Source organism: Litoreibacter ponti (assembly GCF_003054285.1).
Lineage (GTDB): Bacteria > Pseudomonadota > Alphaproteobacteria > Rhodobacterales > Rhodobacteraceae > Litoreibacter > Litoreibacter ponti.
Window position 1 is genome coordinate 396,178 of record NZ_QBKS01000002.1, and the last position, 25,836, is coordinate 422,013.

25 protein-coding genes are annotated in these 25,836 nt (G+C 64.7%); 9 read left to right on the top strand and 16 right to left on the bottom strand.

Features of this window, described 5'->3' with window-relative positions; all coding sequences use genetic code 11:
* Positions 1-12 precede the first annotated feature (12 nt).
* The 11 genes from C8N43_RS15810 to C8N43_RS15860 form a co-directional block, all read right to left on the bottom strand.
* Entirely contained in the window at positions 13-672 is a 660-nt protein-coding gene (locus C8N43_RS15810) for a DUF1523 family protein (protein WP_107846723.1), read from the bottom strand.
* A gap of 12 nt (positions 673-684) precedes the next feature.
* A complete protein-coding gene (locus C8N43_RS15815) occupies positions 685-954 on the bottom strand; it encodes a hypothetical protein (RefSeq protein ID WP_342748730.1) in 270 nt (89 codons plus the stop codon).
* Complete coding sequence (locus C8N43_RS15820; protein WP_107846724.1) at positions 951-2,315, bottom strand: DUF6638 family protein; 1,365 nt, start codon at positions 2,313-2,315, stop codon at positions 951-953. The genes C8N43_RS15815 and C8N43_RS15820 overlap by 4 nt, the downstream gene beginning before the upstream one ends.
* 3 nt (positions 2,316-2,318) lie before the next feature.
* Positions 2,319-2,555: a hypothetical protein gene (locus tag C8N43_RS15825; RefSeq protein ID WP_107846725.1), complete on the bottom strand. Its 237-nt coding sequence runs from the start codon at positions 2,553-2,555 to the stop codon at positions 2,319-2,321.
* Positions 2,552-2,863 carry a hypothetical protein gene (locus C8N43_RS15830; protein WP_107846726.1) on the bottom strand — a complete coding sequence of 104 codons (312 nt, stop codon included), beginning with the start codon at positions 2,861-2,863 and terminating at the stop codon, positions 2,552-2,554. Before C8N43_RS15830 ends, C8N43_RS15825 begins: the two co-directional genes overlap by 4 nt.
* A complete protein-coding gene (locus tag C8N43_RS15835) occupies positions 2,863-3,423 on the bottom strand; it encodes a hypothetical protein (protein WP_146174238.1) in 561 nt (186 codons plus the stop codon). Before C8N43_RS15835 ends, C8N43_RS15830 begins: the two co-directional genes overlap by 1 nt.
* 78 nt (positions 3,424-3,501) lie before the next feature.
* Positions 3,502-4,206, bottom strand: a complete 705-nt coding sequence (locus tag C8N43_RS15840) for a putative phage abortive infection protein (protein WP_158269994.1) — start codon at positions 4,204-4,206, stop codon at positions 3,502-3,504.
* Between the two features lie 140 nt (positions 4,207-4,346).
* Positions 4,347-6,278 carry an AAA family ATPase gene (locus tag C8N43_RS15845; protein ID WP_107846729.1) on the bottom strand — a complete coding sequence of 644 codons (1,932 nt, stop codon included), beginning with the start codon at positions 6,276-6,278 and terminating at the stop codon, positions 4,347-4,349.
* Between the two features lie 37 nt (positions 6,279-6,315).
* Positions 6,316-7,422 (bottom strand): hypothetical protein, encoded by a 1,107-nt coding sequence (locus C8N43_RS15850; RefSeq protein ID WP_107847298.1) that lies wholly within the window; start codon positions 7,420-7,422, stop codon positions 6,316-6,318.
* Positions 7,423-7,787: 365 nt separating this feature from the next.
* Entirely contained in the window at positions 7,788-8,864 is a 1,077-nt protein-coding gene (locus tag C8N43_RS15855; RefSeq protein ID WP_107846730.1) for a coiled-coil domain-containing protein, read from the bottom strand.
* A gap of 161 nt (positions 8,865-9,025) precedes the next feature.
* A complete protein-coding gene (locus C8N43_RS15860) occupies positions 9,026-9,820 on the bottom strand; it encodes an alpha/beta hydrolase (RefSeq protein WP_107846731.1) in 795 nt (264 codons plus the stop codon).
* Positions 9,821-9,879: 59 nt separating this feature from the next.
* Here C8N43_RS15860 and C8N43_RS15865 point away from each other — a divergent pair, with 59 nt between their 5' ends.
* Positions 9,880-10,416 (top strand): RNA polymerase sigma factor, encoded by a 537-nt coding sequence (locus C8N43_RS15865; protein ID WP_107847300.1) that lies wholly within the window; start codon positions 9,880-9,882, stop codon positions 10,414-10,416.
* On the top strand, positions 10,416-12,368 hold the full coding sequence (locus tag C8N43_RS15870; RefSeq protein ID WP_170114430.1) for a vWA domain-containing protein: 1,953 nt from the start codon (positions 10,416-10,418) through the stop codon (positions 12,366-12,368). The genes C8N43_RS15865 and C8N43_RS15870 overlap by 1 nt, the downstream gene beginning before the upstream one ends.
* A 21-nt stretch (positions 12,369-12,389) precedes the next feature.
* Here the strand turns inward: C8N43_RS15870 and C8N43_RS15875 are convergent, their stop codons facing one another.
* Both C8N43_RS15875 and C8N43_RS15880 read right to left on the bottom strand, forming a co-directional pair.
* Positions 12,390-13,769 (bottom strand): sensor histidine kinase, encoded by a 1,380-nt coding sequence (locus tag C8N43_RS15875; RefSeq protein WP_107846732.1) that lies wholly within the window; start codon positions 13,767-13,769, stop codon positions 12,390-12,392.
* Positions 13,766-14,434: a response regulator transcription factor gene (locus C8N43_RS15880; RefSeq protein WP_107846733.1), complete on the bottom strand. Its 669-nt coding sequence runs from the start codon at positions 14,432-14,434 to the stop codon at positions 13,766-13,768. Before C8N43_RS15880 ends, C8N43_RS15875 begins: the two co-directional genes overlap by 4 nt.
* Before the next feature lie 155 nt (positions 14,435-14,589).
* Between C8N43_RS15880 and C8N43_RS15885 the strand changes: the two genes are divergently transcribed.
* The 5 genes from C8N43_RS15885 to C8N43_RS15905 all read left to right on the top strand — a co-directional run bounded on the left by C8N43_RS15885 (position 14,590) and on the right by C8N43_RS15905 (position 20,996).
* Positions 14,590-15,675, top strand: a complete 1,086-nt coding sequence (locus C8N43_RS15885) for a tricarboxylate transporter (protein WP_211308628.1) — start codon at positions 14,590-14,592, stop codon at positions 15,673-15,675.
* Positions 15,676-15,745: 70 nt separating this feature from the next.
* Positions 15,746-17,767, top strand: coding sequence for a tripartite tricarboxylate transporter permease (locus C8N43_RS15890; RefSeq protein ID WP_107846735.1), 2,022 nt, complete (start codon positions 15,746-15,748; stop codon positions 17,765-17,767).
* Entirely contained in the window at positions 17,767-18,825 is a 1,059-nt protein-coding gene (locus tag C8N43_RS15895; protein ID WP_107846736.1) for an isocitrate/isopropylmalate dehydrogenase family protein, read from the top strand. The genes C8N43_RS15890 and C8N43_RS15895 overlap by 1 nt, the downstream gene beginning before the upstream one ends.
* Complete coding sequence (locus C8N43_RS15900; RefSeq protein ID WP_107846737.1) at positions 18,822-19,916, top strand: 4-oxalomesaconate tautomerase; 1,095 nt, start codon at positions 18,822-18,824, stop codon at positions 19,914-19,916. The genes C8N43_RS15895 and C8N43_RS15900 overlap by 4 nt, the downstream gene beginning before the upstream one ends.
* 111 nt (positions 19,917-20,027) lie before the next feature.
* Positions 20,028-20,996 carry a D-2-hydroxyacid dehydrogenase family protein gene (locus tag C8N43_RS15905; RefSeq protein ID WP_107846738.1) on the top strand — a complete coding sequence of 323 codons (969 nt, stop codon included), beginning with the start codon at positions 20,028-20,030 and terminating at the stop codon, positions 20,994-20,996.
* On the opposite strand, the gene C8N43_RS15910 is transcribed toward C8N43_RS15905, so the two are convergent.
* Both C8N43_RS15910 and C8N43_RS15915 read right to left on the bottom strand, forming a co-directional pair.
* A complete protein-coding gene (locus C8N43_RS15910) occupies positions 20,974-22,002 on the bottom strand; it encodes an AbrB family transcriptional regulator (protein ID WP_245913057.1) in 1,029 nt (342 codons plus the stop codon). The genes C8N43_RS15905 and C8N43_RS15910 overlap by 23 nt on opposite strands.
* Positions 21,999-22,640 carry a GntR family transcriptional regulator gene (locus C8N43_RS15915; protein WP_107846739.1) on the bottom strand — a complete coding sequence of 214 codons (642 nt, stop codon included), beginning with the start codon at positions 22,638-22,640 and terminating at the stop codon, positions 21,999-22,001. Before C8N43_RS15915 ends, C8N43_RS15910 begins: the two co-directional genes overlap by 4 nt.
* Positions 22,641-22,696: 56 nt before the next feature.
* Between C8N43_RS15915 and tcuA the strand changes: the two genes are divergently transcribed.
* The gene (tcuA, locus tag C8N43_RS15920; protein ID WP_107846740.1) at positions 22,697-24,094 is read left to right on the top strand and encodes an FAD-dependent tricarballylate dehydrogenase TcuA; all 1,398 of its coding nucleotides are present in this window, start codon (positions 22,697-22,699) and stop codon (positions 24,092-24,094) included.
* Positions 24,087-25,178 (top strand): tricarballylate utilization 4Fe-4S protein TcuB, encoded by a 1,092-nt coding sequence (tcuB, locus tag C8N43_RS15925; RefSeq protein WP_107846741.1) that lies wholly within the window; start codon positions 24,087-24,089, stop codon positions 25,176-25,178. Before tcuA ends, tcuB begins: the two co-directional genes overlap by 8 nt.
* A gap of 93 nt (positions 25,179-25,271) precedes the next feature.
* Here the strand turns inward: tcuB and C8N43_RS15930 are convergent, their stop codons facing one another.
* On the bottom strand, positions 25,272-25,835 hold the full coding sequence (locus C8N43_RS15930; RefSeq protein ID WP_107847306.1) for a F0F1 ATP synthase subunit B: 564 nt from the start codon (positions 25,833-25,835) through the stop codon (positions 25,272-25,274).
* Position 25,836: the final 1 nt, after the last annotated feature.

Consider the following 25,836-nt stretch of genomic DNA (forward strand, 5'->3'; position numbering starts at 1 on the left):
TTTGGCGCCGCGCTATTTGCGCGGCTTGCCTTTCCACGTATCGAGCCACGCGCGCAGCCCCGTGCGCTTCTCGTCGGCGTAATCATCGACCGCGTCCCAAGTCTCGCCGACGCTCTCGGTGATCGGGTCGATCTTCGATCGCTTGAACCATTGGCTGAGCCGAAACAGGCCCAGCCCAAGTCCCGCCATGATGATCAGGATCAGGATGTTGAACCAAGGGATCAGCCGTGCATCGGGATCATCGGTCGCGCGCACGCCGACGGCATTGGGGAAGATCGACAGGAACTCGTTGCGCCAGCCGTAATGGGTCAGCACGACCCATTGCGGCTCCGCCTTGGGCGAGACGAGATCCGCCGCCTCGGTCTGAAGGTTCGAGCTGTCGAGCTTGAAGTAGGGCGGCCACCCCCAGCCGGTATCCTCGTTGCGGTACACCATCACCCGGCCGCTGTCATGGAGCACCGCGTTGATGAAGCGCACATCGCGGTTCGAGCCCGTTCCGTCCTGTCCCGTGTCCGCCTGCGCCCAGAAGATCGAGTTTTCCCCGAAATCAACCCGGCGCACCTCGGTCTCCACGATGCGCACCACGTCGCGCTGCGGCAAGGTATAGTGCAGGAAGGCCAGCACTAGGGCCACAACGGTCAACACGAGGGTGTATTTGATCCAACGCCACATGAGCGGGGCTCCTTACTGAAAATTCACCACGTAGACCAGCACGCCGATCACGAGGTAAGGGACCACAAAGACCCCGAAAATAAGCTTGCGGCGCAGCGAGCCGTCATATTCGACCAGCCCCTGTTCGATGAAGGCGTCGCGGTCGCCCTCGCGCACCTCTTCGTCCCACTCCTCGGCCAGCTTGCCGCGCCGCACCGAACGCGACCAGGCCGACAGAACGAAATACACCACCAGCATGATGATGAACGCCATTACCATCAGCCGCAACACGCCCAAAATCATCGGCCCCTCCGCACGGCCCCCCACGGGCCTACAACATCCACGATATCACGCTCTTGCGGCGCGTCCTCTTCTTCCTGCATAGGCGCGTCGCCGCTGCCGAACAAGGCCGCGCGGGCGCCTGCTTTATCGACTTGGTACTCGCGCGCCAGAAAATCTGCCACGAAGGCCTTTTTGGCCTCTGGCCAGGTGCGGTAGCGGGCGTAGAACAGCTCCTTGTGGCAGATGAACAGCTGGCGCACGTCCAGCGGCGACAACTCGGCCAGCAGCATATTGACTAGATCGCGATCCTTATGGGGCGCGGCCCGCAGGGTGTAGAAATAGGCCGGGTCTTCCGAGGTCACCTTTGGCCACGCGCCGCCGCCCTCGGCCCAGCGCAGCAAGCGGTTCAGCGTGTGGAACTCCGGCGGCAACAGATCCGCATAGCGGCGGGCCAGCGTGCGCAGGTCGCGGCGGTCCACCTGGGCCACATCGGCCTCCATCGTGGCGGCGACATCCACGATGATGAAATCCATCTTCTGGCGCAGGATCGCCGCCGCATCGACGCCCTTGGCGGTCACGATCGGCTCGACCAGCTCGTTTTGGGCCAGGAATTTCGCGACCTTGTTGCGGTCCTCCAGCGGGATCGCAGGGCGGGTGTCCTCGCCCAGCGGCATCGGCCCCAGATCCTCGCCCGACACGCTCAGCACCCGCGGGTCGTCCACGTCGCGGAACACGTAGAGCCCTCCGAAATGCTCGGTCCAGAAGTTTTCCTGGTCGTACTCGGCATGGTCCAAATGGATCGGGGTGCGGGTCACGTCGCCGGTCTTCTTGGCCAGCGTGATCATGTCGGCGATCAGCACATCGTCCCACCACGCGTCCTCGCGGGCGCGGAACTCTGTGATCAGCCCGTCGAGCTTGCCCGCATCCGCCACCACGCCAGAGGCCGTGTCAGCCTCGATCTTGATGCGGCGGATATCGAGCAGATGCGCGGGCTTGGAGACGGTATAGACCGAGTTCACCAGCTCCCCCGCCACCGCGTCGCGGGCGGTCAGTGCGAAGAGCTGCGCCTCGTTGGCCTCGATGAAGCGGCGCAGGATCGAGCGGGAGGTCGAGAACTTCGCTTCCAGCAGCGGCGCGGTCTTCTGCTCGGTCGACAGCAGGATGAACTGGCGGTTACAGCCTTGGGGGTTGAGGTAGAGATGATCGTCCAGCTCATCGCCGATCTCGGGCGCGTAGCCAGAGATATCGACGTGAAAATCAGTCAGGCTGGTGGTCTTGCCAGTCAGGTGCTTGAGCGCGCGATTATACCTGTCCGCCATGGCGGGTCCCGCCACATGGAACAGGTTTCCATACATCAGCCCCTTTTCGATCAGTCGCATCATGGGCTAGCCCTCCTCCCCGCCACGGCCGCCATGGCGCACCAGCAGCCACGAAAACAGCGCCCCGATCCAGATGGCGATGCAGAACATGATCGACAGGCTGAGAAACATCTCGCCCCAGCCCTCTGTCCCGCCCGCATAGCTGCCCGCGCCGGGCAGCAAAGAGCCGAACAGGTAGGCCGTCACGCCCCAGGCCAGCAGGATCGGGCCCAGCAGGGCCGCGGGGATGAGGTATTTGATCACGTGCGCTGCTCCTTCAGGCCCCGAACAATATAGCAGATCACCATCAAGGGCACCCACAGAAGCGCGGTCAGCGCGGTCCAGTAAAGCGTCCAGCCCGCCAGCGCGGCGATGCCGCCATCGGCCATCATCAGCGCCGCGACCCACGCCATGTGGACCATGAACACCAAGGGCGCGGCGACCATCAGCATATGGATCACATCGCCCCCAAACGCCTTGGGGGTGCCCGCGGGCCTGCGGCCATGCCACAGCCCGGTGCAGATCCCGATGATCCCCGGCACGATCCAGATCAGTAAGAACACGGTCCCCATCAGCTGGCCTCCGCGCCCGCGCGACGCAGGCTCAGCCAACGGATCACCGCGATCAAAGCGACGCCCAGCAAGACCGCGCCGATGACGCGGATTGTCAGCAGCTCGCCCATGACGGCGGAGCCGCCGAAGAACAGCACAAAGGCCATCAGATGCACGCCCACCCGCTGCACGGTGATCCAGCCCCCCGCCCGGCGCGACAGGGCCACATCAAGCCCCCACCACAGCGCCAGCACCATGCCGGGCCAAAAGGCCGACACCCGGGATGAGTTGGTCATCCACGCAAAATCACCGCCGAAGAACCCGAAGGCAGAGATGGCGAGGTGGATGATGTAGGCGAGGTATGACGTCGTCCAAAACGCCCGCCAATCGGGCACCCGGTCCGGCGACAAGGCAAACAGGTAAGCCGGGATCAGCAGCACCGTCGCCACCCAGGCCGAATAGGCCGACAAATGCAGCCAGAATTCCCGCCCCACCGCATCCGGCTCCGTGGCGCCGGGAGGGACGAGGGACAAAGAGCCTGCGTCTTTGAGCATGTATGCCGCGATAAGTGCGGCGGTCATGCCGAGGAGCATGAGGGGCCATGGGAGACGGGTTATGCTTTCTTGTCCCGACATAATTAATGTGAACCAATGTCGTTTTCAGTCATCCGAAAGGCCGTCCCGTGCTGCAGGGTTTTTGTAGTCATGACGGTCTCTCATAGGGTTTGAACCAAAGGCCATAGGGTCGATTTTCTGTGAATGGGAGAAATCCAGAAGGCGAACAGTTGAAAGGGGCTCAAACAGCTTTGCGGTCTTCGCGTATTCCCGAAGCGGTTTTCCTTCGTCACTTATCGCATGGTAAAACGTCAAGAGTAGCTCTTGATCTGAAAAATTGTATCGAACTAACTCATAGTATGGCTCTCGCTCTTCAGTCGGGCGCCTTCCTATGCACCGCAAAATGCTTTCCAAAATCCGGAAATACTGGCTCAGCTCAAGTTGATGTTTATTCCAAAAAAACCGGTAAGAAAGCTCTAGAGAAAGATTATCCGAGTGCCCGGCGTCCAAGCGCTTTCGATAGTCTTTGTTTAGCCGTGTATAAAACACTCTAAAGCAGTCTCTTCCGACGGTCATTCCGTGCTCGCTAGATTGTAGGTCTATATCTCTGAGAGAACGCTCCAAAGCACTGAATAGAGAGAAAAAGGTGGTTTCAAATCGCTGTTTCTCCATATTGTCATTTGTCTTTGCAACTTCGTTGCGTTGTTCTTTGAGTTCCCTAGCTTGGATAATGATTGCGATGAAAGCCAATGCAAACGCTAGGGGGCTGAACACGCCAGCGAGCATGTCCCCCCATTCGTTGGGGTCCATGGCCTTCATTCCACTCAAGAAACTCTCGCAATCATTGGACGCCTTACAATAGTCTGCGTTGATACCGTGAGCTATCGGAAACCCTACGAACAATAAGAAAATCGCTAAACTTCCTAAGAGCTTTGAGCCTTCTGGAAACACTATCCCTTACTCTCCAAATACCGCCGCTTGGCCTCTTCGGTCAGGCCGTACTCGCGGACCATGTTGGCGATGGCGACCTCGTCGCTCTTGTCGGCGTAGCGGAACTCGGAATCCGCGTAGCGGTTGATCTCCTGGATCACCATTTCGACGGTGATGGGCTGGCGGAGTTCCTCGATCATGCCCTTCTTCTCGTCATAGGATTTGAACAGGAACAGCTCGGGCTCCTCCATCCACTCATCGGGCAGCTCGAAATCCATCGCGCGGACCTTCACCGCGTCGGTGATGTTCTTGATCGCGCGGCCGGTGAAGCGGTTGTCGGCCTCCTGGATACCTTTCAGATACGTGCCAAGCTTGGCGAGCGTGTCGAGCGCGCCGATATCCTTGGAGACCCGCTCATAGACCCGGAGCAGACCGTCCTCGTGGGGCTTGCCGTGGCTTTCGAAACTGGCGGCGACGGCTTTCTTGATTTCTTGGGCGGCGAAGGGTTCGAAATCGCCCAAGGGGATGTCGTGGTTCTTGCCCATGAGCAGGTTGAGGATGTCGATATAGTCGTCGCGGGTCTGCGGCCCGTCGACAAGGAAGCGCGCACCGGCCCGTTGGCGCAGCGCGTCGTCGACATTTTCGGGGTAGTTGGAGAACATGCCAAAGGTGCAATTGCCGCGCACCACGGTGTTGGCGCCCGCGAAGCTTTCCATCAGCACGGCGGTGATTTCCAGCTGTCCGGCGGAGGATTGGCGGTCGCCGCGCTTGCCTGCGAGCTGGTCGATATCGTCGATTGTACCAAAGCCGATGACGTTCGGGTCGATGACGTTGTTAATGAAGGCCTTGGCGTTCTGGCCGGACTTGCCCTGATAGCTGTCGATATTGTCGGTCGACAGGTTCTGATAGCGGAAGGCGTAGCCCGCCGTCTCGCAATAGCCGGAGATCAAACCTGCCATCATCTGGATTAGCGTGGTTTTCCCCGTGCCCGGTGCGCCGTCGCCCATGAAGGTGAAGATGAAGCCGCCAAGCTCTGCAAACGGGTTCAGCTTGCGGTCGAAGTCGTAGGCCATCAGCATCTTGGCGAGCTTCATGGCCTGGTATTTGGCAATATGGTTGCCGACGACCTCGTTGGGCTTCTTGAAGGTCATCGTCAGCTTGGTGCCCTTGGCCGCGTGGGCGGGGGTGAAGCCGTTGATCGTCAGGTTGTCCGCCTCGACGCGGTAGCTGGCACTGTGGAAGGCCTGCAGACGGGGGGCGTTCTGGGCGCGCAGGGCGACCTTTTCCATCACCTGCTCGGCGTAGGCGAGCACGGTGGAGATGAGCGTGGGGTCGTCGGTAGCAAACAGCGTCAGGTCCTGGTCAAGCTCCCACAGGGTGCCGTGGAGCGCGAGCTGGGCGTTGTCGGTCAGGATTTCCTCGACCGCGCCGATCTCGACGGTGGCCTCGGTCGCCTGAGAGGCCAGCAGGAAGGAGGTTGCGTTGGCGAAGGCGTAGAGCGTGGCGAGCGCTTCGGCTGCGAGCAATTCGGAGAACTCGGCGCGCCTGTTGTCGGCGACGCGGCCCGCGAGGTTTTCCTTTTTCAGCTCTGCAAGGCCCGTGGCCTCGGAAAATGCCTCCCCCACGGCCAAGGCGATGGCGAGCGCGCGGCGCAAACCGTGCAGCGTCGTGGCCTGCAGGGCCGAGGGCAGCGCGTCCTCGCCGACGCCTTCGACCCGCTCGATCAGGCGCACGCCTTCGGGGCGAGCGGTGGAGCGGGTGACGAGACCCGGCGTGGTCGAGCGGAACCGCCGCCGCGTGCCGATCCCTGCGGATTTCTCCGCCTGCGGGGCCTCCTTGGCCTTGGCGATGCGCGGCGTGTGGTCGAGCCCTTCCAGCATCGAGACCGCAGCGGGGTAGTGCTTGCGGATCTCGTCTTCTCTCAATTCCATCAAATCGGCTGACTGGCTCATATTATCTCCTAGAAATCTGGTGGGCGCGCGGCCCGCCTTACCTGTAGCTCACAACCCGCCCTGCGGGGCTCACCACAAATTTGCGCACATCGCGGAAGCCCGCGGGCTGCTTTTCGGCCAGCACCTGGAACGGGCGCTGCGGCAGGATGATCGCGCGCTCGATCGAGGTGGTCCCCGTCTCCGCCCCGCGCCCGCCAAAGGGGTCGAGCTTGAAAATCTCCCGCTCGACGGAGCCGAACCAGCCCTTCTTTTCCAGCTCGGTGCGCTCGGAATGCAAATCCTCAACCGTCCAGGCCAGCGTCCAGTCGTCGCCCACGGCGCCTTGCGCCTCTTCCAGCACCTCGCGGATCGGACCGCTTTGCATGGTGAATGCCGACGAATACATCGGCCCCACATGGATACGCCGCAAGCGCTTGGGGTGGATGTCGTCAAAATCCCGGTCAAACCCTTGCGCAATGGTCAGCAGTTTCAGCCCCGCAGAGCCCTGCGCCGTCAGGTGTGCCTGCACCGACGGCCAGCGCCGCGCGTCCTTGGGCAGAGCCACATCGCCGGTGTCCTCGACATCCATCAGGTAAATCGTGGGCACGTTCTGCTGGCTGTCATAGACGCCCCAATGCAGCATATAGGTGCGCCGGGCGTCCGTGTTGCCGGTCCAGAGCGCCTGCGCGTCATTGGTGGCCCAGAACAGCTCACCCCTTTGCAGCTGCTCGTAGTACAGCCTCTGGGACATGGCATATTGCAGCTTCGTGGGGATCGTCAGCTCGCCCACGATCTGGCGCACCATTTCGTCTTTCAGCTCCTCAGCGCTGCGCATGCCTGCCAAATGCTTGTCGGCCTGCTGGGCGTCATTGGCCATCTTCATCAGCTCAGCGAAAACCGGAAAGCCACTCTCATGCCGGTCGATGGAGAGCGAGCCAAAGAACACGCCGGTGTCGCGCCCCGTCAGCAGGTATTTGTGGCTGAGCGCGCGAAAGGTGCGCGCGATCCGCGCGACGTAATCCGAGATGATCGCCACGTCCGACTTGCTGAACGTGCGTTCAATTTCCATTTCGCCGGCCACACGCGCCAGATGCCCGGTGATCCGCTCGAACTTCGCGAAATAGCGCCGCGCAGCAAGGTCATCGGTCAGACCCGCGTGGTCCATGGTGAGATCGATGTCTTCAGTCAAGGTCAATGCTCCCGCCCGGTGTGAAACACCGGGCAGCCCCCGACCGCCCCCCTGGGCGGGGGCTTTCAGCCCGACGCCCGCGGTCGGGAACGGCCCTCAACACCAAGTTCACGTCGTCAGGTTGTAAGGCTTTGCCACCAGACCGGTTGGAACCCCTAATTTCCACCATCAGCACCTCGTCCGGTGCTGTCGGCGGCCGAATTCCAAATACCGCCAATGACCAAACAGACCAAAACAAGGAACGCGCCCGGAAAGTAAGCTTGCCAAGCCCAATCTAAGTTGAAAGCTAAGACCATCCAAAGGACGCCGAAAACAAAGCCCAAGAGTAGCTTGTTCACGCATCAAGCCCCGTAGATATTCTTGTCGTGCTTCTCGACGATCTTCTCGAAGCGCCGCGCGAAGCGTTCATCGGCTTTTGCCTTCTGCTCCAGCACCTTGCGGGCGAAAACCATCTGGTCTTCATGGGCTTCCATCATCTCAGCCATGCGCTTGTTGGTGGCCGCCCCGATGCCCGCCATGGCGGATTGGGCCTCTTGGTCGGTTTTCACCCCAATCTCGTTGATCTGGTGGGCGACGTCCTGCTGCTGGGCGGTTTTCAGCGACTTGGTCAGCGCGTCATAGAGCACCACGCGCTGCTTGGTGTCGGTTTCCAGCTTGTTGATCAGCACCATCTGGGTGGCAGCCTGATTTTGCAATGAATCGATCCAGGTTTTGCCCTGTTCGATATAGCGCTCCAGCGTCTGGGACTTGGCGAGCTTGACCTGCTCTGCCTGCACTTTTTCGTTGTAGAGCGTGTTCAGCTCGGCCAGCTCGGTCTCGAGCTTGGTGCGGGCGGCGGCGTCCTGTTCGACGGAGATTTTGTTCTCCAGCTCGATAATTTTCGGGTCCATCGCGACGATCTCGGTACGCAGGGCCTCCAACTCGCCCACGGTAAATTCGCGGTCATCCAAGGTCGACGTCAGGTTCGTCTCGACCTTTTCCTTCTGCTCGTTGAGCAGGTTCAGCTGGCCCTGCAGCAGCGCCACAATGGTGTCGGATTTAGAGATCAGGTCCTGCAGCTTGTCGTCGATCGACGCGGTGCGCATACGCTCCTGACGCAGGCTCTCGGATTTGCCCTTCGAGAAGATGCCAACGAAGCTTTCCCAGCCGGTCTTGTCGCGCATGGCCGAGAAATCCTCGGAAAAGCCCGAGGTCACGTCGTCCAGCCCCATGATCAACTCTGCAATATTGGCATCCATCGCCGCCGTGTGGGCATGCACATCGGCCAGCGAGGCGTTTTCGATGTCGAGGTCAAGCTCCTCGCCCGCTTCCAGCTTGGCGCGCGCGGTCTCGATCTTGCTGGTCAGCTCGGCAATTTTACCTTGCGCTTCAGCGACTTGCTCTTGGCTTTCGCGGACTTGAGCGTCGAAATCGGCCATGTATCAATATCCCTCGTTTCTAAATGTTATTTCTATTCACATATGTGCACTGCGCACGTTTTTAAAGAGTTTGCCACGCGGGCCAGACCCTCGCCACCTAAAAAATCTGCGCATGGCTTTGCCGGTGACATGGCGCGCCATCTTGGCAGGAATATGCGAAATCAGTGGCCAAATGCAGTTTTCAGCATCGGGCTTTGCGCGTCGCGCAAATCGTCGATCACATCGAAATGGTGCCGCCCGGGCAAGACGATGTGCGGCGCGTCCCACGCCTCCGCCAACCACCGGGCTTGATCAAGAAAAACGGGCCGCTCCTGCGCGCCGACGATGACGCTGACCGGCGTCTGCGGCGCGGGGGCGAGCGCCGGGCTTTCGCGCTCCGCCTCTTCCGGGTCGAGACGCAGGTTCTCGTTCATGGTTAATTCGAGCAACGGTCGCAGGTCCGATACGGGCGAGATGCTCAGCACATGTTGCACCCGCGCCAGCACGTCTTCCGGCAGCACTCCGGGCATCGCCATACGCGCCACAAGATGCCCGCCTGCCGAATGTCCGGCCAGCACAATTGGCCCGTCGACCTTCGCTGCGACTGCCGCAATCCCGCGCGCGATGCTGTCGGCAATGTCGGAAATCCGCACCTCCGGGGCCAGTGGATAGCCCAGATGCGCGATGGTCCAGCCCGCCTGATGCGCGCCCTCACCATAGCAGGTCCAATCGTCCTTGTGGCGGCTGATCCAATAGCCGCCATGCACGAAAACGAACAGGCCCTTGGAGATCGTGTCAGGTGCGATCAGATCGTAGGCTTCGCGCGGATGCGCGCCATAAGAGACGTCATATTCGCCGCCCACCCTGGCCCGGAACGCCACTGAGGCGGCTTCCCACCCGTCGGCATAGGCCTGAGCCCCGGGAATAAAACGGCCATTTTCATAAGCCAAATCAATCTCTTCCTGAGTTTTTGACATCTTTCTCAACTTTTTTCCAAGGATTGACGCGGCTGGGGCGTCCTACCATCACTATGCGTATGAAAACCAGCGACGAGGCCTTGGCGCAAGCCGCCAGTGGAGGGGATGCGGAGGCCTTTGGCCTGCTGATCCGCCGCCACTACGACCGGCTGTTCCGGCTGTGCTGGCGGCTCTGCGGGCACCGCGCCGATGCCGAGGACCTGTGCCACGACATCCTTGCCGCCCTACCCGCCAAGCTGCGCGGCTTTCGCGGCGATGCAGCGTTTACAACCTGGCTCTACCGCGTGGCGCTGAACGCCAATACCGACCGCGCCCGAAAGGCGCAGCGGCGGCGGGTGGCGCGCGATGGCTGGGGCGAGGATTTCCAACGCCGCGCGGCCGAAGCCGAAGAGACCCGCGAAGCGCAAGACTGGTTAACAACCGCCATGCGATCCCTGCCGCCCGAGCTACGCGAAACCGTCGCGTTAACCTTGGGCGAGGACCTGACCCAGGCCGAAACCGCCCAAGTCCTGGGCCTGTCCGAGGGCACAATCGCCTGGCGCATGTCAGAGGTGAAGCGCCACCTCAAGGAAATGGCCACAGAGGAGGCCAAGTGATGGATGAACTCGACAAGCTCCGCGCCGCCCTGCAGGGAGACGCCCCGGCCCCGAAGGCCGATGCAAAGACCATCGCCCTGCGAATGGCCGAAGAAAATTTCGCGCGTCTCCAAGAATCCGACCCCGCCGCACGTCCCACAGAAACAGCCCCCCAGCGGGGCGGATTTCTGAAAGGACTATCGCAGATGTTTATGAATTCGAACCTGAAGCCGCTGATGCTGGCCACCTCGTCACTGGTGATTGTCGGGATCGGCGTGGTGCTGGTGGACCCGTTCGCGCGCCCCATGCCGCAGGCCGTCATCGAACCCGTCGTGATGCCCGCCGAGGCGCCCGAAAACCTTGTCGACGACCTCGTTGAGATGGAGATCGAAGAAACCGCGGCGCCCTCTGTCTCCAAACGTCTGCAGCAAGCACCCGCGAACACCGTCGCGCAGCCCCGCCGCTCGACCCTTGGCAGGAACGGCGACAGCGGCAGCAAGGCCGAAAACAGCGTCATGCGCCCCGCCGCCCCCGCGCCAAGCGGCCAACTGCTGCGCGACCGTCTGCCCCAGCCGCAGGTCGCACAATCCGATGACCGCTTCGCCAACGCCGCGACGAACCCGCTCAAGGTCACATCGGAGGAACCGGTTTCGACCTTCTCCATCGACGTGGACACGGCCAGCTATTCCTGGGTCCGCTCCAGCCTGACGCGCGGTCAGCTGCCCGATACGGCCTCCGTCCGGGTCGAGGAAATGGTGAACTACTTCCCCTATGACTACCCGGCGCCCGACGGCGACGCGCCGTTCGAGACCACCGTCAGCGTGTCCGAGACCCCGTGGAACCCCGACACGCAGCTGATGCATATCGCGATCCAAGGCGCGCAGGTGGAAACACGCCCGCCGCTGAATCTTGTGTTCCTGATCGACACCTCCGGCTCGATGCAGGACGCGAATAAATTGCCCCTGCTGGTGCAAAGCTTCCGCCTGATGCTGGGCCAGCTCAACGCCGAGGATCAGGTGGCCATCGTCGCCTATGCCGGCTCCGCCGGCACGGTGCTGGAGCCGACGCCAGCCTCCGCGCGCAGCAAGATCGAGGACGCTCTTGCGCGCCTCTCCGCAGGCGGCTCAACCGCCGGGGGCGAGGGGCTGCGCGCCGCCTATGCCTTGGCCGAACAGATGTCGGATGACGGCGACGTCTCCCGCGTGATCCTCGCCACCGACGGCGATTTCAACGTGGGCCTGCAGTCAGATGCCGAGATGAAGGGCTTCGTGACCGAGAAGCGCAAATCCGGCACTTACCTGTCGGTGCTGGGCTTCGGGCGCGGCAACTTCAATGACGCGCTGATGCAGACGCTGGCCCAGAACGGCAACGGTCAGGCCGCCTATATCGACACGCTGGCCGAGGCGCAGAAGATGTTGGTCGACCAGCTCTCCGGCGCGCTGTTTCCCATCGCCCAGGACGTCAAGATCCAGGTGGAGTTCAACCCCGCCACCGTCGCCGAATACCGCCTGATCGGCTACGAGACTCGCGCGCTGCGGCGCGAGGATTTCAACAACGATCACGTCGATGCGGGCGAGATCGGGGCGGGCCACACGGTCACGGCGCTCTACGAAGTCACGCCCGTGGGCTCCCCCGCCGTGCTGACCGACCCGCTGCGCTTCGGCGCGCCTAAGGCAGAAGGCAGCGAGACCGACCTCGCCTTCCTGCGCCTGCGCTACATAGAGCCCGGCGCTGCCACGAGCCAACTTTTGGAACAGGTCGTCCCCGTCGAAGAGAGCGCGCCGGGTGACGAGGCCCGTTTCGCTGCCGCCATCGCAGGCTTCGGCCAATTGCTGCGCGGCTCCACGGATCTGGGTGATTGGTCCTACGCCGACGCCATTGCGCTGGCGAACGGGGCCAAGGGGGATGATCCCTATGGCTACCGCACGGAGGCCGTTCAGTTGATGCGGCTCGCCCAAAGCCTTCAGCGCTAGACAATAAGGGCAGGGCGGCGCCTAGCCGTCGCCCTGCCCCGCGGCCTGCGGCAGAGTGATCCCCACCCGAAGTCCCGGCGCCCCATCATAAAGCGTCAGGCTGCCGCCGTGCCCCTCGACAATCGCACGCACGATGGACAGGCCAAGGCCGGTCGTGCCGGTCTCGGCCAGTTGCACGAACCGCTCCGTCGCCCGCGCACGATCGGGGTCGGCGATGCCGCGCCCGTCATCGCTGATGGTCAGGTGCCAGCGTGGACCCGCTTCGCTCAGCCGCACATTGATCCGGGACAGATCAGCCCCGCCATGGCGCAGGGCGTTATCGATCAGGTTGACGCAGGCCTCCCGCAGCATGACCGGGTCGCCCACGATGATCGCGGGCTCCTTTGGCAGATCAAGCTCCAGCGACACACCCCGTGCCGCAAGCTCCGGAACCTCAGCAAGCCAATCCCGAAGCGCGATACTCAGGTCGAGCGGCGCGAACTCAACCATCCGCGGTAATGCCTCGGCCCGCTCCAGCAGAAGCAGTTTCTGGCTCAAGTCGGCCGTGGTCTCCGCCGCCTTCAGCAAATCCCCGGCCCGCGCCTTTGTCTGCTCTGGGCTCTTGGCAGAGACGACGGCTTCGGCCAGCGCCAGCACCCCCGCGATGGGGTTGCGTAGCTGGTGGGCGGCGTTGGCGATGAATTCCGACTGCGCGCTCATCGTATGCGAGACCTGCCCGAACAGCCGGTTCAGCGTCGCGACAATGCCCGCCACCTCGTCGGGCACGGCGCGCTTGATGGGCGACAAGTCTTCGGGCGAGCGCTGCGCGATGGCCTGCTCAAGATCAAGCAGCGGGCGCAGGCCGACCCGCACGCCGAACCAGACGAAAAAGCCAAGGGCCAGCAGCAGCGATGACATCACGATCACTGTGCGCAGAACCAGATCACGCACGAACGCCACGCGCACGGCGCGGTCCTGCCAGACGGTGGTGGTGAACAGCCCGGTCACGCCATCAATCTCGCTGCGGGTCTGCAGGCGCACGCCGCTAACGCTGCGGCCAAGATAGATCGCGTCGAAATAGGTGGGCTCCGCCGCTTCGACCCCGGTGCGCGGGATGCCCACGGGCGGCGTGGCGTAGCCTGCGACGATGACCCCGTCGGGGGCGAAGACATGATAGAAGACCAAGCCGCCGGAGGTGCTGGCGAGGATATCGCGCGTGCGCTCCGACAGCGCGTCACCGCCGGAGATGGCCACATCGTTGGACACCGCCAGCGCCGCCGACAGCAGCGAGCGGTTGAACACATCCGCCGCGGTCCCGCGCGCCTGACCCAACTGCCATAATCCGGCGAGCAACGCGACACTCAGCACCGGCAGCAAGATGATGACCGTCAGCCGCGCCCGCAGCGATAGCGCGCGACTCACGGGCCGGTCTCAAGCGCGTAGCCAATGCCGCGCCGCACCGTGATCGACACCCCGTGTGGCCGCAACCGCTTGCGCAGCCGCGAGACATAGACCTCGATCACCTTCTCATCGGCATCCGTCCCGGTGCCATAAACGGCGTCGAGCAGCTGCCCTTTGCTCACGGCGCTGCCCGGTGGGCGCGTCAGGGCGGCAAGCAGCATCAGCTCGCGGCGCGGCACATCCAGCGGGCCTGCCTCACTGCTCAACTGTAGCGGCTCCAGCTCCAGCACCAGCGGACCGAGCGCGACGCTGCGGGTGGGGGCCTGCGTGCCGCGGCGCGCCAGCGCCCGCACCCGCGCCAATAGCTCGTCGATGGCAAAGGGTTTCACCAGGTAGTCGTCCGCACCCGCGTCCAGGCCCGCCACGCGGTCCTCGGTCTCGCCGCGCGCGGTGAGCAGGATGACCGGGCGCGGGTCAGCCCGGCGGCGCAGGGCGCGCAGAACCTCCAGCCCGCTTTGGCCCGGCAGGTTGATGTCGAGGATCACCAGATCGCTGCGCTCGTGGCGCAGAAAATCATCGGCATCCAGCCCGTCGGCAAGGGCATCCACCACGTGGCCTTCATCCTCCAGCCGGTAGGTTAGCCCTTTGCGCAGGCTCTCGGTGTCCTCGATCAACGTGATCCGCATGAGGGCACTTTGTTGCGGCGATGAAGGCTTGATGCAAGCTTTGTGCGTCATTGTGCCGGAATGATCACGGGAGGACCCCGCGATTTCTATGGGATTCGCCCTGTCGAATCCCGATTTGGGAGGAAAACATGAACGTATTAAGAACCACGCGTCGCGTGGCGATGGGCCTTGTGGCCGCCGCCGCTGCGAGCTTTGCAACCTCGGCCACCGCGGGTGGCCACGGGATCGATCTGAGCGGCAAGACCGTCGAATGGGTGATCCCTTTCTCTGAGACCGGCGGCTCCGCCAAATGGGCCAATTTCTACGCCCCGCTTCTGTCCGAGGCGCTGCCCGGCAACCCCACTGTGGTCGTGAAATTCATGCCCGGTGCGGGCTCGACCAAAGGGGCCAACTGGTTCCAGGAGCAGAAGTTCGAGGACAGCGAAGGCACGCTGATCTTCGGCTCCTCCGGCTCCACCCAGTTCCCCTACCTGTTGGGCGATCCGCGCGTGCGCTACGAGTATAACGACTGGAACGTCGTGCTGGCCTCCGGCACGGGCGGCGTGGCCTACCTGCCCCCCGATCTGGCGGGCAAGATGGACGGGCTGGATGCCTCCGGCCTGCAGGGCGAGGACTTCATCTACGGCAGCCAGGGTGCGACCCGTCTGGACCTCGTCCCGCTTCTGGCGTGGGAGATGTTGGGCCTGCAGGTCGAGCCGGTCTTCGGCATCAAGGGCCGCGGCGACGGTCGCCTGATGTTCGAGCGCGGCGAGGCCAATATCGACTACCAGACCTCGTCTTCCTACCTGAAGGGCGTCACCCCGCTGGTCGAGGCCGGCACCGCCGTTCCGATGATGTCCTGGGGCGCGCTGGATGCGGACGGCAACATCGTCCGCGATCCGACCTTCCCCGATATGCCGACCTTCAAGGAGGTCTGCGAGGCCACCGAAGGCTGCGAGACCTCGGGTGAGAAGTGGGATGCCTGGAAAGCCTTCTTCGTCGCGGGCTTCCCGGCGCAAAAGATGGTGTTCCTGCCCGCGGGCGCGTCGAACGACGCTGTCGTGACTTACACGCAGGCGTTTGAGGCCATCAAAGCCCGTGCCGACTTTGCCGAAATCTCCGGGGGCCGTCTTGGCGAGTACCCGCAGATGACCGGCGAAGAGGCCACCGGGGCCCTGCAATCGGCCACCAACGTGCCGCAAGGGGCCAAGGACTTTGTGACCGGCTGGCTGAAAGACCGCTACGGCGTCTCGCTGAACTAAGCCACGACCGAAGGGCGGGAGCGATCCCGCCCTTCTTCGGCCCCAGCGTCCCTTGCAGAAAGCCTGATCCATGGAAACGCTCTCCATTGCCCTGCCCGCGCTCTCGGACGCGGCCAGTCTGATCGCGCAGCCCATCGTGCTGGGATATCTGGTCATGGGGGTCGTCATGGGCCTGTGCATCGGGGTGTTCCCCGGGCTGGGCGGCATCGCGGGGCTCTCACTGCTGCTGCCCTTCATGTTCGGCATGGACCCGGTGCTGGGGCTCGCGCTGATGATCGGCATGGTGGCGGTGGTGCCGACCTCCGACACGTTCGCCTCCGTGCTGATGGGCATTCCGGGGTCATCGGCAAGCCAGGCCACGGTGCTGGATGGCTTTCCCATGGCCAAGAAGGGCCAGGCGGCGCGTGCGCTGTCGGCGGCCTTCGCGTCGTCGCTGTTCGGCGGGCTCGTGGGCGCGGCCTTCCTGACCGTCTTCATACTGGTGGCGCGGCCCATCGTGCTGGAGTTCCGCACGCCGGAGCTGTTGATGATCACCATCTTCGGTCTGTCGATGGTCGGCATCCTCGCGGGCCGGGTGGCGCTCAAGGGCATCGCAGCGGCGGGCCTCGGCATGATGATCGGCACCATCGGCGAGGGCGACAGCGCGGGCGAGCTGCGCATGGCGACCTATGACATGCCCTACCTGGTGGACGGGCTGAAACTGGTGATCGTGGGCCTCGGCATCTTCGCCATCCCCGAAATCGTCGCCCTGCTACGCCAGGACCGCGCGATCTCTGATCGCAAGCCGCTCGGCGGAGGCTGGCTGACGGGCGTGAAGGACTGGTTTGCCAATATCTGGCTGTCGGTGCGCTGCTCGATCATCGGGGTGATCGTGGGCGTGATCCCCGGGCTGGGCGGCTCTGTCGTGGACTGGATCGCCTACGGGCACAGTGTGCAGACCACCAAGGACAAGTCGAATTTCGGCAAGGGCGAGGTCCGCGGCGTGATCGGCCCGGAAAGCTCCAACAATGCCAAGGAGGGCGGCGGGCTGGTGCCAACCCTGCTGTTCGGCATCCCCGGCTCCGGCTCCATGGCGATCTTCATCGGGGCCATCGCGCTGCTGGGCTCCGGCAATATCGAGGTCGGCCCCTCGATGCTGAAGAATAACCTCGACATCACCTATGCCATCGTCTGGCTTCTGGCGCTGGCCAATGTCGTGGGCACGCTGATCTGCATCGCGGCCTCCGGCGGGATCGCGCGGCTGACGACGATCCCGTTCTCGCTGCTGGCGCCCTTCCTGTTCATGATCATCGCCTTCGCGGCGTTTCAGTCCGGTCAGGATATCCTCGACCTGGTGGCGCTGTTCGCGATCGGGTTTCTGGGCATCCTGATGCGTCGCTTCGACTGGTCGCGCCCGGCCTTCCTGATCGGTTTCGTGCTGTCCAACCCGGCAGAAACCTATGCCAATCAGGCGGTGCAGATCGCCGCCTCGCGCTTCCGCCGCAGCATGGAGGAAGGCCTCGACTACATCTTCTCCCCCATCGTGATCGTGCTGATCATCATCACCCTGATCTCGGTCGTCGTGGGCCTGCGGCAGGCCAAGACCATCATGGCCGAGGGCGCGGTCAATTCCGGCTCCAAGCGCGCGCCGCTGATCTTCCTGCTGGTGGTGCTGGGCTACCTGCTGGTGGCCTTCACCAACGCCGCGATGATCCCCGACTACGCCAGCGCCGACCGGGTCTTCCCGCGCTTCGTCTCCGGCGTCGCCATCGTGGCGTGCGTGATCTTGCTGGTGCAGATGATGATCCGCCCGGAGACCCACGCGCTGTTTGCCGACCGCGAGGTCGAAGAAGACAGCCGCCACGGCCTGTGGTCAACGCTGGCGTGGTTCGCGGGGCTATTGCTGCTGACCTACCTGCTCGGCTTCATCCTGGCGCTGGCGCTGTTCCTATTCAGCTTCATCCACCTGCGCGCCGGACGCGGGATGGGCTACGCGGCGCTCTACACTGCCGCCGGGCTCGCCTTCATGTGCGCGATGGCGTGGCTTTTGAACCGCGACTTTCCCGCAGGCCTTCTGCAAGGCGCGGTGGACCTGCCCTGGCCGCTGGGCTGATGGGGGCGCTGCTGCATCTGCTCTGCCTGCCCGGTGATGGCATCGGGCCAGAGATCATGGCGGCCACCCGCCGCGTGCTCGACGCGGTGACCCCGCGATGCACCCGCCCGATCCGGGTCACGGAGGCCCAGATCGGCTTCGCGGCGCTCAAGGCCAGCGGGACCACCCTGCCCGATGATTTACGCACGGCGGCGCGGGCGGCAGATGGCGTGATCCTTGGCCCTGTCTCCCACAATGACTACCCGGCGGTGGCCGAGGGTGGCCTGAACCCGTCCGGCGTGCTGCGCAAGGATCTCGCGCTGTTTGCCAATGTCCGCCCGGCGCGCACCTGGGCCGGGGTACCCCATGCGTCGAAGACCGCGTTCAGCCTGACGGTGATGCGCGAGAACCTCGAAGGCTTCTACGCCGATCGCAACATGCACATGGGCCCGGGCGAATTCATGCCCGACCCCGACACCGCGCTGGCCTTTCGGCGGATCACCCGCGCGGCGTCGATGAACATCGCGCGCGCGGGCTTCGCCCACGCCGCCCGGGTCGGCCATGCCCGGGTGACCGCGGTGCACAAGGCCAATGTCATGCGCGTCTCCGACGGGTTGTATCTTGAATGCTGCCGCGAAGTCGCGGCCAACCACCCGGACCTGCACTACGACGAGATGCTCGTCGACGCCGCCGCAGCTCATCTGGTGCGCGACCCGGCGCAGTTCGGCACGATCGTGACCACCAACATGTTCGGCGACATCCTGTCTGATCTCGCGTCAGAGTTGGGCGGCGGGCTGGGGCTCGCGGGCTCGCTCAACCACGGGGCAGAGCACGCCGTCGCGCAGGCGCAGCACGGCTCCGCACCGGACCTCGCAGGCGAGGGCACCGCCAATCCCGTCTCGCTGATCCTGTCGCTTGCGATGCTTTTACGACACCGCGGCGAAGCCACAGCCGCCGACAGCATCGAGCGCGCGCTGGCCGTGGTTCTGCCAGAGACCCGCACGCCCGATCTGGGCGGCACGGCCAGCACCGACAGTTTCACCGACGCGCTCATCGCAAGTATCGAGGCCACCCCATGACCCAAACCGCGATCCCCTTTCACTTCCTGCGGGGCGGCACCTCGCGCGGGCCGTATCTGAACCGCGCCGATCTGCCCACCGATCGCGAGACCCTCGCGCAGGTCCTGATCGCCATGATCGGCTCCGGCCATCCGCTCAATATTGACGGGATCGGCGGCGGGGCTGCGGTGACCACCAAGGTCGCGATGCTGTCGCGCTCGGACGATGACTGGGCCGATATCGACTATTTCTTCGCGCAGGTCAGCGTCACCGATGGCCAGGTCGACTTCAAGCCAACCTGCGGCAACATCCTTGTGGGCGTCGGACCCGCCGCGCTGGAGATGGGGCTCATCGCGCCCACCGGGCCACGCACCGAAATCCGCATCCGTGCCGTCAACACCGGCGCCCGGGTGAGCGCCATCGTTCAAACCGAGAGCGGCGCGGTCCAATATGCGGGCGAGGCGCGCATCGACGGGGTGCCGGGCACCGCCGCCCCGGTGGAGCTGATGTTCAGGGACGTCACCGGCGGGGTGACGGGGGCGATGTTTCCCACCGGCGAGCGCATTGATGTGATCGACGGCATCGCGGTCTCTTGCATTGACGTCGCCATGCCGATGGTGATCGCGCGGGCCGCGGATTTCGGCCTGACCGGCCTCGAGAGCGCCGCGGAGCTGGACGACAACCGCGACTTCTATGCGCGCATGGAGCCTCTGCGCCAAAAGGCGGGGGCGCTGATGGGGATGGGCGATGTATCAGCCTCGGTCACGCCCAAATTTGGCCTGATCGCGCCGCCAGTCGCGGGCGGCACCGCGCTGACGCGCTACTTCATGCCCCGTAACTGCCACCCAAGCCTTGCGGTCACCGGCTCGCAATGCCTCGCGACCTGCCTGCTTTGCCCCGGCACCGTCGGCGACGGCATCACAGCCGCGTTGCCCGATCACGGCCCGACCACCTTGCACTTGGAGCACCCCATGGGGGTCCTGGACGTCTCGATGGATTATCGCCGTGATGGAGATGCGTTCGAGGTGATCTCTGCCGGGCTTACCCGAACCGCCCGCCTGCTCGCCCGGGGCGAGGTGTTCGTTCCATCCGCGATCTGGCAGGGGAATTGATCCGGTGATCTCTCTGAGAGACACTGACTTGCAGCCCAGCGACACGGAGGCCCCAATGCCGCTAAATCCTTGCCGAACCGCCATACAGGCCGAGCTTGCGGGAATGATTCAATGAAGGTTCACATCCTGGACGACTGGTTCGACACGCTGCGCACTTTGCCCTGCTTCTCGCTGCTCGACGGCCACGAGGTCACGGTCTGGACCGACCACGAGCCCGACCCCGCCAAGCTCGCCGCCCGGGTGGCCGAGACCGAGGCCTTGGTACTGTTCCGCGAGCGCACGCGGGTCGGGTCCGAGCTGCTCGACCGCCTGCCAGCGCTCCGGCTGATCTCGCAGCGCTCCGTCTACCCCCATGTCGATGTCGAGGCCTGCACGCGCAACGGGGTGACGCTCTGCTCGAACATGCACAGCGACACGCCGTCCTATGCCGCCGCCGAGATGACGCTGGCGCTGATGCTGGCAAGCTACCGGCAGATCCCTGAGCAGGTCGCCTCGATCCGCAGCGGCGGCTGGCAGATGGGCGTCGGGCGCACCCTGCGCGGCCGCCGTCTGGGGCTCTATGGCTACGGTCGCATCGCCCGTGCGGTGGCGGCCTATGCCCGCGCCATTGGGATGGAGATTGTCTGGTGGTCCTCAGAGGAAGGCCGCGCGCGGGCGCGGGCGGATGGGGAAGAGGTCGCCGAAAGTCGCGCGGCGTTCTTCGCGCAAAGCGATATCGTCAGCCTGCATGTGCGGCTGAAGCCTGCGACCCGCGGGATCATCACCGCCGAGGACCTTGCGGCGATGGCGCCGCGCGCGCTCTTGGTCAACACGTCGCGCGCGGGGCTCATCGCGCCCGGCGCGCTGGAGGCCGAGATCGCGCGCGGACGCATCCACGCCGCCGTCGACGTGTTCGACACCGAGCCGTTGCGCGACACGGATCATGTGCTTCTGACCCACCCCAACGTGCTGCCGACGCCGCATTTGGGTTACGTGACGGAGGACGAGTTCGACCTGCAATTCCGCGACATCTTCGAGCAGGTCAACGCCTTCGCCGCGGGCGCGCCGATCCATGTGATCAACCCGGACGCCGCGCGCTGAACAGCCGCGCGGCGAGCGGCGCGCCAAGGATCACCACGAAGATGCGCAGCACATGATGCGCCACGACGAAGGCCACGTCCGCCCCGACGACCAGCGCGAGAACGGTCAGCTCCGCCTGCCCGCCCGGCGCGAAGGACAACAACGCCTCCATGCCGGGCGCAAGTTCCAGGCTGTAGATCGCTTCCACGAAGACCAGGGTCAGCAAGATCAAGATCACGCAGAACCCCAGACCCGCGGCCAGATCACGGCGCACCTCGCCCCATGTGATGCCCGCGTATTTGCAGCCGATCCCCATGCCAATGAAGAATTGCGCGGCCCAGATCGCCTCCGCCGGGGGGCGGTGATGCAGCCCGCCTGAGAGGGTTACGATGGCCGCAAGGATCAGCGGTCCAAGGATCGACGCCCCGAACAGGCCGACCCGCTTGGCGATGCGCCAGCCCGCGATGGCGCAGACCGCCATCACCGCCAGCTCCCACAAGGGCAGGCTCGCCGCCGCCTCACCCGGTGGCCGGGTCAGGTCCGCCTGCCAGACGCCGCGCATCAAGAACGGCAGGCTGACCACGATCACCAGCACGCGGGTCGCGTGGATCAGGCTCAGCGCCCGGACATTCGCGCCCGCCTCTTCACCAAACGCGATCATGTCCTGCAGGCCGCCGGGCATCGTCGCGTAGTAGGCGGTCGGCAGGTCATAGCCGCACAACCGCCGGAAATACGGAACACCAATCAGCCCGATCGCCGCCACAAGGGCCGGCACCAGCAACAGGGTCGGCCACATCGCCGGGACACTCGCCAGAACCGTCGGGGTCAGCGTCGCGCCGACGGCAACGCCAAGGATCGTGCGCATCCCTTCGTTGAGCACTGGAATCCCGCCAAGCGGCACGCGCATTAATGCCGCCAGAAGGCAGGCGCAGATCGGGCCAAGCAGCCATGGCAGCGGCAAGGCCAGCGCCATGAAGGCCGCGACGCCGCCCGCGGCCACCGCAAAGGCAACCGCGATGGGGATCACCCGCCCAGCCCCTTCAGGCGGTGCAGCAAAGAGGTTTGCAGATGCGCCTCTGCGGCCGCCCCCGCCGCCTCCGCATCGCGGTCGCGCAGAGCGGTGATGATGGCGCGGTGCTGCCGGACGACCACGTCGATGCGTTCGGGATCGGTGTAGGTCGTCGGGCCAAGCAGGAGCAGCGCATTGGTCAGCGCCCGCGCGGATTCCAGCAAAAAGCGGTTGCGCCCGGCAAGACAAAGCCCGCGGTGGAAATCCTGATTGATCGCGGCGCCCAGCGCGGGATCCTCCCGCTCCGCCTCGATCCGGTCGTTGAGCGCATCCAGCGCGTCGAACTCCGCCGCCGCGCCGTGCTTGGCGGCCATCTCGGCGGCGGTGCGGTCCAGCACCATGCGCATCTCGTAGAGCTCAACCACCTCGGCGTGACTGAGCGCCCGGATAACCGCGCCGACGCGCGGGCGGTGCTCGACGATGCCGTCACTTTCCAGCCGGCGCAGCGCCTCGCGCACCGGCGTGCGCGACAGCGCAAGGCGCGCGCCGACATCCTCTTCGCGCAGCCGGTCCCCGGGCGCGAAGCGGCCCGCACGGATTTCAGCCAGAAGCGCATCATAGGCGTGTTCACCGCTTGATTTGGGGGTGTCCGACATTGGGCTTGCCTTTTGTATCCACTCGGATACAAAATACTTACCCAAGCGTGGACACGATGTCAAAACCTGCAGAGATAAACCTTACCCCCGACATTCTGGTGGTCGGCGGCGGTAATGCCGCGCTGACGGCGGCGCTTTGCGCGCGCGAGGCGGGCAGATACGTCTCCGTGCTCGAGGCCGCGCCGAAGCCCTATCGCGGCGGCAACTCGCGCCACACCCGGAACTTCCGCTGTATGCATCGCGGCCCTTTGGGCGTGCTGACCGGCAGCTACGGCGAGGATGAGTATTTCGACGATCTGCTGAAGGTCACCAAGGGCGACACCGACCCTGCGCTGGCAAAGCTCGCCATCGCCGCGTCTGAGCGGGCCTATTGCTGGATGGAGGCCCATGGCGTGCGCTTCCAGCCCTCCCTCTCGGGGACCCTGTCCCTGTCGCGCACAAACGCGTTCTTTCTGGGCGGCGGCAAGGCGCTGGTAAACGCCTACTACGCCCAGGCCGAGGATGCCGGGATCGATCTGCATTACAACGCCCATGTCGATCACCTTAGCGTCAGCGACACCCGGATCACCGAGGTGACCGCGCGTCTCGACGAGGTCGCGTATCGCTTCACCCCCGGCGCGGTGATCGTGGCCTCGGGCGGCTTTCAGGCCGATACAAACTGGCTCGCCCGCGCGTGGGGGCCCGCCGCCAAGAACTTCCTGATCCGCGGCACGCCCTACAATCGGGGCGTGGTTCTGAAAGACCTGCTCGATCAGGGCATGGAAAGCGTGGGCGACCCGACCCAGTGCCACGCCGTGGCCATCGACGGGCGCGCGCCCAAATTCGACGGCGGCATCGTGACCCGGCTGGATTGCGTGCCCTTCTCGGTCGTGGTGAACCGCGATGCGGAGCGGTTCTACGACGAGGGCGAAGACATCTGGCCCAAGCGCTACGCCATCTGGGGCCGTCTGGTGGCCGCCCAGCCCGATCAGGTCGCCTATGTCATCATCGACGCGACGTCGCGGGAGCTGTTCATGCCGTCGGTGTTCCCCCCGGTGGAGGCCGACACGATCGAAGGTCTGGGCCAGCAACTTGGCCTGCCCGGCGCAAAGCTGCGCCAGACCATCGACGCGTTCAACGCCGCCTGCCGCCCCGGCACCTTCCATGCAACAGAGCTTGACGGCCTCGCCACCGAAGGCCTCACGCCACCCAAGACCAACTGGGCGCGGCCCATTATCGAGCCGCCCTTCTACGGCTACTCCCTGCGCCCCGGCGTGACCTTCACCTATCTCGGCCTCAAGGTCGACGAGACCGCGCGGGTCACCGGCGCGGGCGGGCGCATGGACAACCTCTGGGCAGCGGGGGAAATCATGGCAGGCTCGATCCTGGGCCAAGGCTATCTGGCGGGCTTTGGCATGACCATCGGCACCGTCTTCGGACAAATCGCAGGCGAGGAGGCCGCGGCCCATGTATGATGACACCCCCGATCTCGCGACAGGCACTCCCCATGACGAGGCCCGCCGCCAGCTGCAGATCTGCAATGCCTGCCGCTATTGCGAGGGCTACTGCTCCGCCTTCCCGGCCATCACACGGCTGCGCGCCTTCGCCGATGGCGACATCACCCAGATCGCGAATCTTTGTCACAACTGCTGCGGCTGCTACTACGCCTGCCAATACACCGAGCCGCACGAGTTCGCCCTGAACCTGCCGCAGGCGCTGGCGCAGGTGCGCACACAAAGCTGGCAGGACTACGCGTGGCCCGCGCCGCTTGCCCGGCTGTTTCACCGCCACGCCTACGCCACGGTGGCTGCCACCTTGCTCGGCATTGCTGCGCTCTTTCTCCTGATCCAAGCCGTGCCCGCCCCCGCGAGCGGCACAGGCTTCTACGCTGTGCTGTCCCACTCCGCGATGATCGCGCTGTTCGCGCCGCTCTTCCTGCTGCCTCTGGCCGCGCTGGCGCTCGGTCTGCGCCGCTACTGGCGCGACGTCGGCGGGGCGCGCCCGACGCTGGCGCAGTGGCGGGATGCGCTGGCCCAGGCCGCACAGATGAGAAACCTGAAAGGCGGGCACGGCGAAGGCTGCAACTTCGAGGAGGGCGCGCGCTTCACCCCCGCCCGCCGCATGGCCCACCACGCGGTGATGTACGGCTTCCTGCTGTGCTTCGCCTCGACCAGCACCGGCACGATCCTGCATTACGGCTTCGATATGCCCGCCCCCTATTCCCTTTGGTCGCTGCCCAAGCTCTTCGGGATCACCGGCGGGCTGCTGCTGACGGCGGGCTGCGTGTGGATGCTGGCGCTGAAGGCCCGTGCCGAGGCGCACCTGTCGGACCCAGAGACCACCGCGGCCGATACCGCCTTCGTCGGCCTGCTCGGCATGGTCGCGGCCAGCGGTCTCGCGCTCTACGCGCTCGGCCAGACCGTCGCAATGCCAGCCCTGCTCGCCCTGCATCTCGGCGCGGTGGCAAGCTTCTTCCTGCTCACACCCTACACCAAGATGGCCCATGGGTTTTTCCGGCTCGCAGCGCTGCTCAAAGACGCGCAGGCCCGGGGCGTCTGAGCCACGGCCCGCCACGGGCGCCAGATCAAGAATGTAGAAAAGCCCCGGGACCGTCAGGCACCGGGGCTTTGCAATTTGGGTGAAGCGGCGTCGTTAGTGCAGCTTGGAGCCGACCTGCTCAATGGCGTCGTCGATCAGGCTGTTCTGATCGGCGGCAGAGGTCTTGGCGGCAATCACCTCCGCAGCAGCGGCGATGGCGACGGAGACGGCGCGGTCGCGCACTTCCTTAACGGCTCCGGCCTCGGCGCTGGCGATCTGATCCTCGGCGGCCTGCACACGGCGCGCAATCGAGGTCTTCAGATCCTCCTTCGCCTGCTCTGCGGCAGCTTCGGCGTCGCGCTTGGCGTCTGCCACAATGCGCTCTGCCTGCTCGGCCACTTCCTTTTGCTTGCGCTCATAGGAGGCGAGCAGCGTCTGCGCCTCTTCGCGCAGCGCCTTGGCCTCGTCGAGCTCGGCCTGAATGGTCTCGGCCCGCTTGTCGAGCATGCCGCCCAGCAGGCCCGGCACCTTGAAGTAGAACAGCACGGCGATGAACAGCAGGAAGGCCAGCAGCACGATGAAGTCTGTATTGGCCAGCGAGAAGAACGGCTTGTCGCCTGCGGCCAGCGCGGGGGCGGGCAGCACCGCAACGAAGAAGAGGGGGAGCAGTCTGGTCATC

Bases quoted from the DNA above. Each gene is read 5' to 3' on its own strand.
- C8N43_RS15815 (WP_342748730.1), bottom strand. From the start codon at position 954: ATGATTTTGGGCGTGTTGCGGCTGATGGTAATGGCGTTCATCATCATG.
- tcuA (WP_107846740.1), top strand. From the start codon at position 22,697: ATGTCAAAACCTGCAGAGATAAACCTTACCCCCGACATTCTGGTGGTC.
- C8N43_RS15870 (WP_170114430.1), top strand. From the start codon at position 10,416: ATGGATGAACTCGACAAGCTCCGCGCCGCCCTGCAGGGAGACGCCCCG.
- C8N43_RS15850 (WP_107847298.1), bottom strand. From the start codon at position 7,422: ATGGACCACGCGGGTCTGACCGATGACCTTGCTGCGCGGCGCTATTTC.
- C8N43_RS15835 (WP_146174238.1), bottom strand. From the start codon at position 3,423: ATGACCGCCGCACTTATCGCGGCATACATGCTCAAAGACGCAGGCTCT.
- C8N43_RS15900 (WP_107846737.1), top strand. From the start codon at position 18,822: ATGACCCAAACCGCGATCCCCTTTCACTTCCTGCGGGGCGGCACCTCG.
- C8N43_RS15820 (WP_107846724.1), bottom strand. From the start codon at position 2,315: ATGATGCGACTGATCGAAAAGGGGCTGATGTATGGAAACCTGTTCCAT.
- C8N43_RS15880 (WP_107846733.1), bottom strand. From the start codon at position 14,434: ATGCGGATCACGTTGATCGAGGACACCGAGAGCCTGCGCAAAGGGCTA.
- C8N43_RS15845 (WP_107846729.1), bottom strand. From the start codon at position 6,278: ATGAGCCAGTCAGCCGATTTGATGGAATTGAGAGAAGACGAGATCCGC.
- C8N43_RS15930 (WP_107847306.1), bottom strand. From the start codon at position 25,835: ATGACCAGACTGCTCCCCCTCTTCTTCGTTGCGGTGCTGCCCGCCCCC.
- C8N43_RS15865 (WP_107847300.1), top strand. From the start codon at position 9,880: ATGAAAACCAGCGACGAGGCCTTGGCGCAAGCCGCCAGTGGAGGGGAT.
- C8N43_RS15915 (WP_107846739.1), bottom strand. From the start codon at position 22,640: ATGTCGGACACCCCCAAATCAAGCGGTGAACACGCCTATGATGCGCTT.
- C8N43_RS15830 (WP_107846726.1), bottom strand. From the start codon at position 2,863: ATGGGGACCGTGTTCTTACTGATCTGGATCGTGCCGGGGATCATCGGG.
- tcuB (WP_107846741.1), top strand. From the start codon at position 24,087: ATGTATGATGACACCCCCGATCTCGCGACAGGCACTCCCCATGACGAG.
- C8N43_RS15860 (WP_107846731.1), bottom strand. From the start codon at position 9,820: ATGTCAAAAACTCAGGAAGAGATTGATTTGGCTTATGAAAATGGCCGT.
- C8N43_RS15890 (WP_107846735.1), top strand. From the start codon at position 15,746: ATGGAAACGCTCTCCATTGCCCTGCCCGCGCTCTCGGACGCGGCCAGT.
- C8N43_RS15905 (WP_107846738.1), top strand. From the start codon at position 20,028: ATGAAGGTTCACATCCTGGACGACTGGTTCGACACGCTGCGCACTTTG.
- C8N43_RS15895 (WP_107846736.1), top strand. From the start codon at position 17,767: ATGGGGGCGCTGCTGCATCTGCTCTGCCTGCCCGGTGATGGCATCGGG.
- C8N43_RS15810 (WP_107846723.1), bottom strand. From the start codon at position 672: ATGTGGCGTTGGATCAAATACACCCTCGTGTTGACCGTTGTGGCCCTA.
- C8N43_RS15840 (WP_158269994.1), bottom strand. From the start codon at position 4,206: ATGGACCCCAACGAATGGGGGGACATGCTCGCTGGCGTGTTCAGCCCC.
- C8N43_RS15855 (WP_107846730.1), bottom strand. From the start codon at position 8,864: ATGGCCGATTTCGACGCTCAAGTCCGCGAAAGCCAAGAGCAAGTCGCT.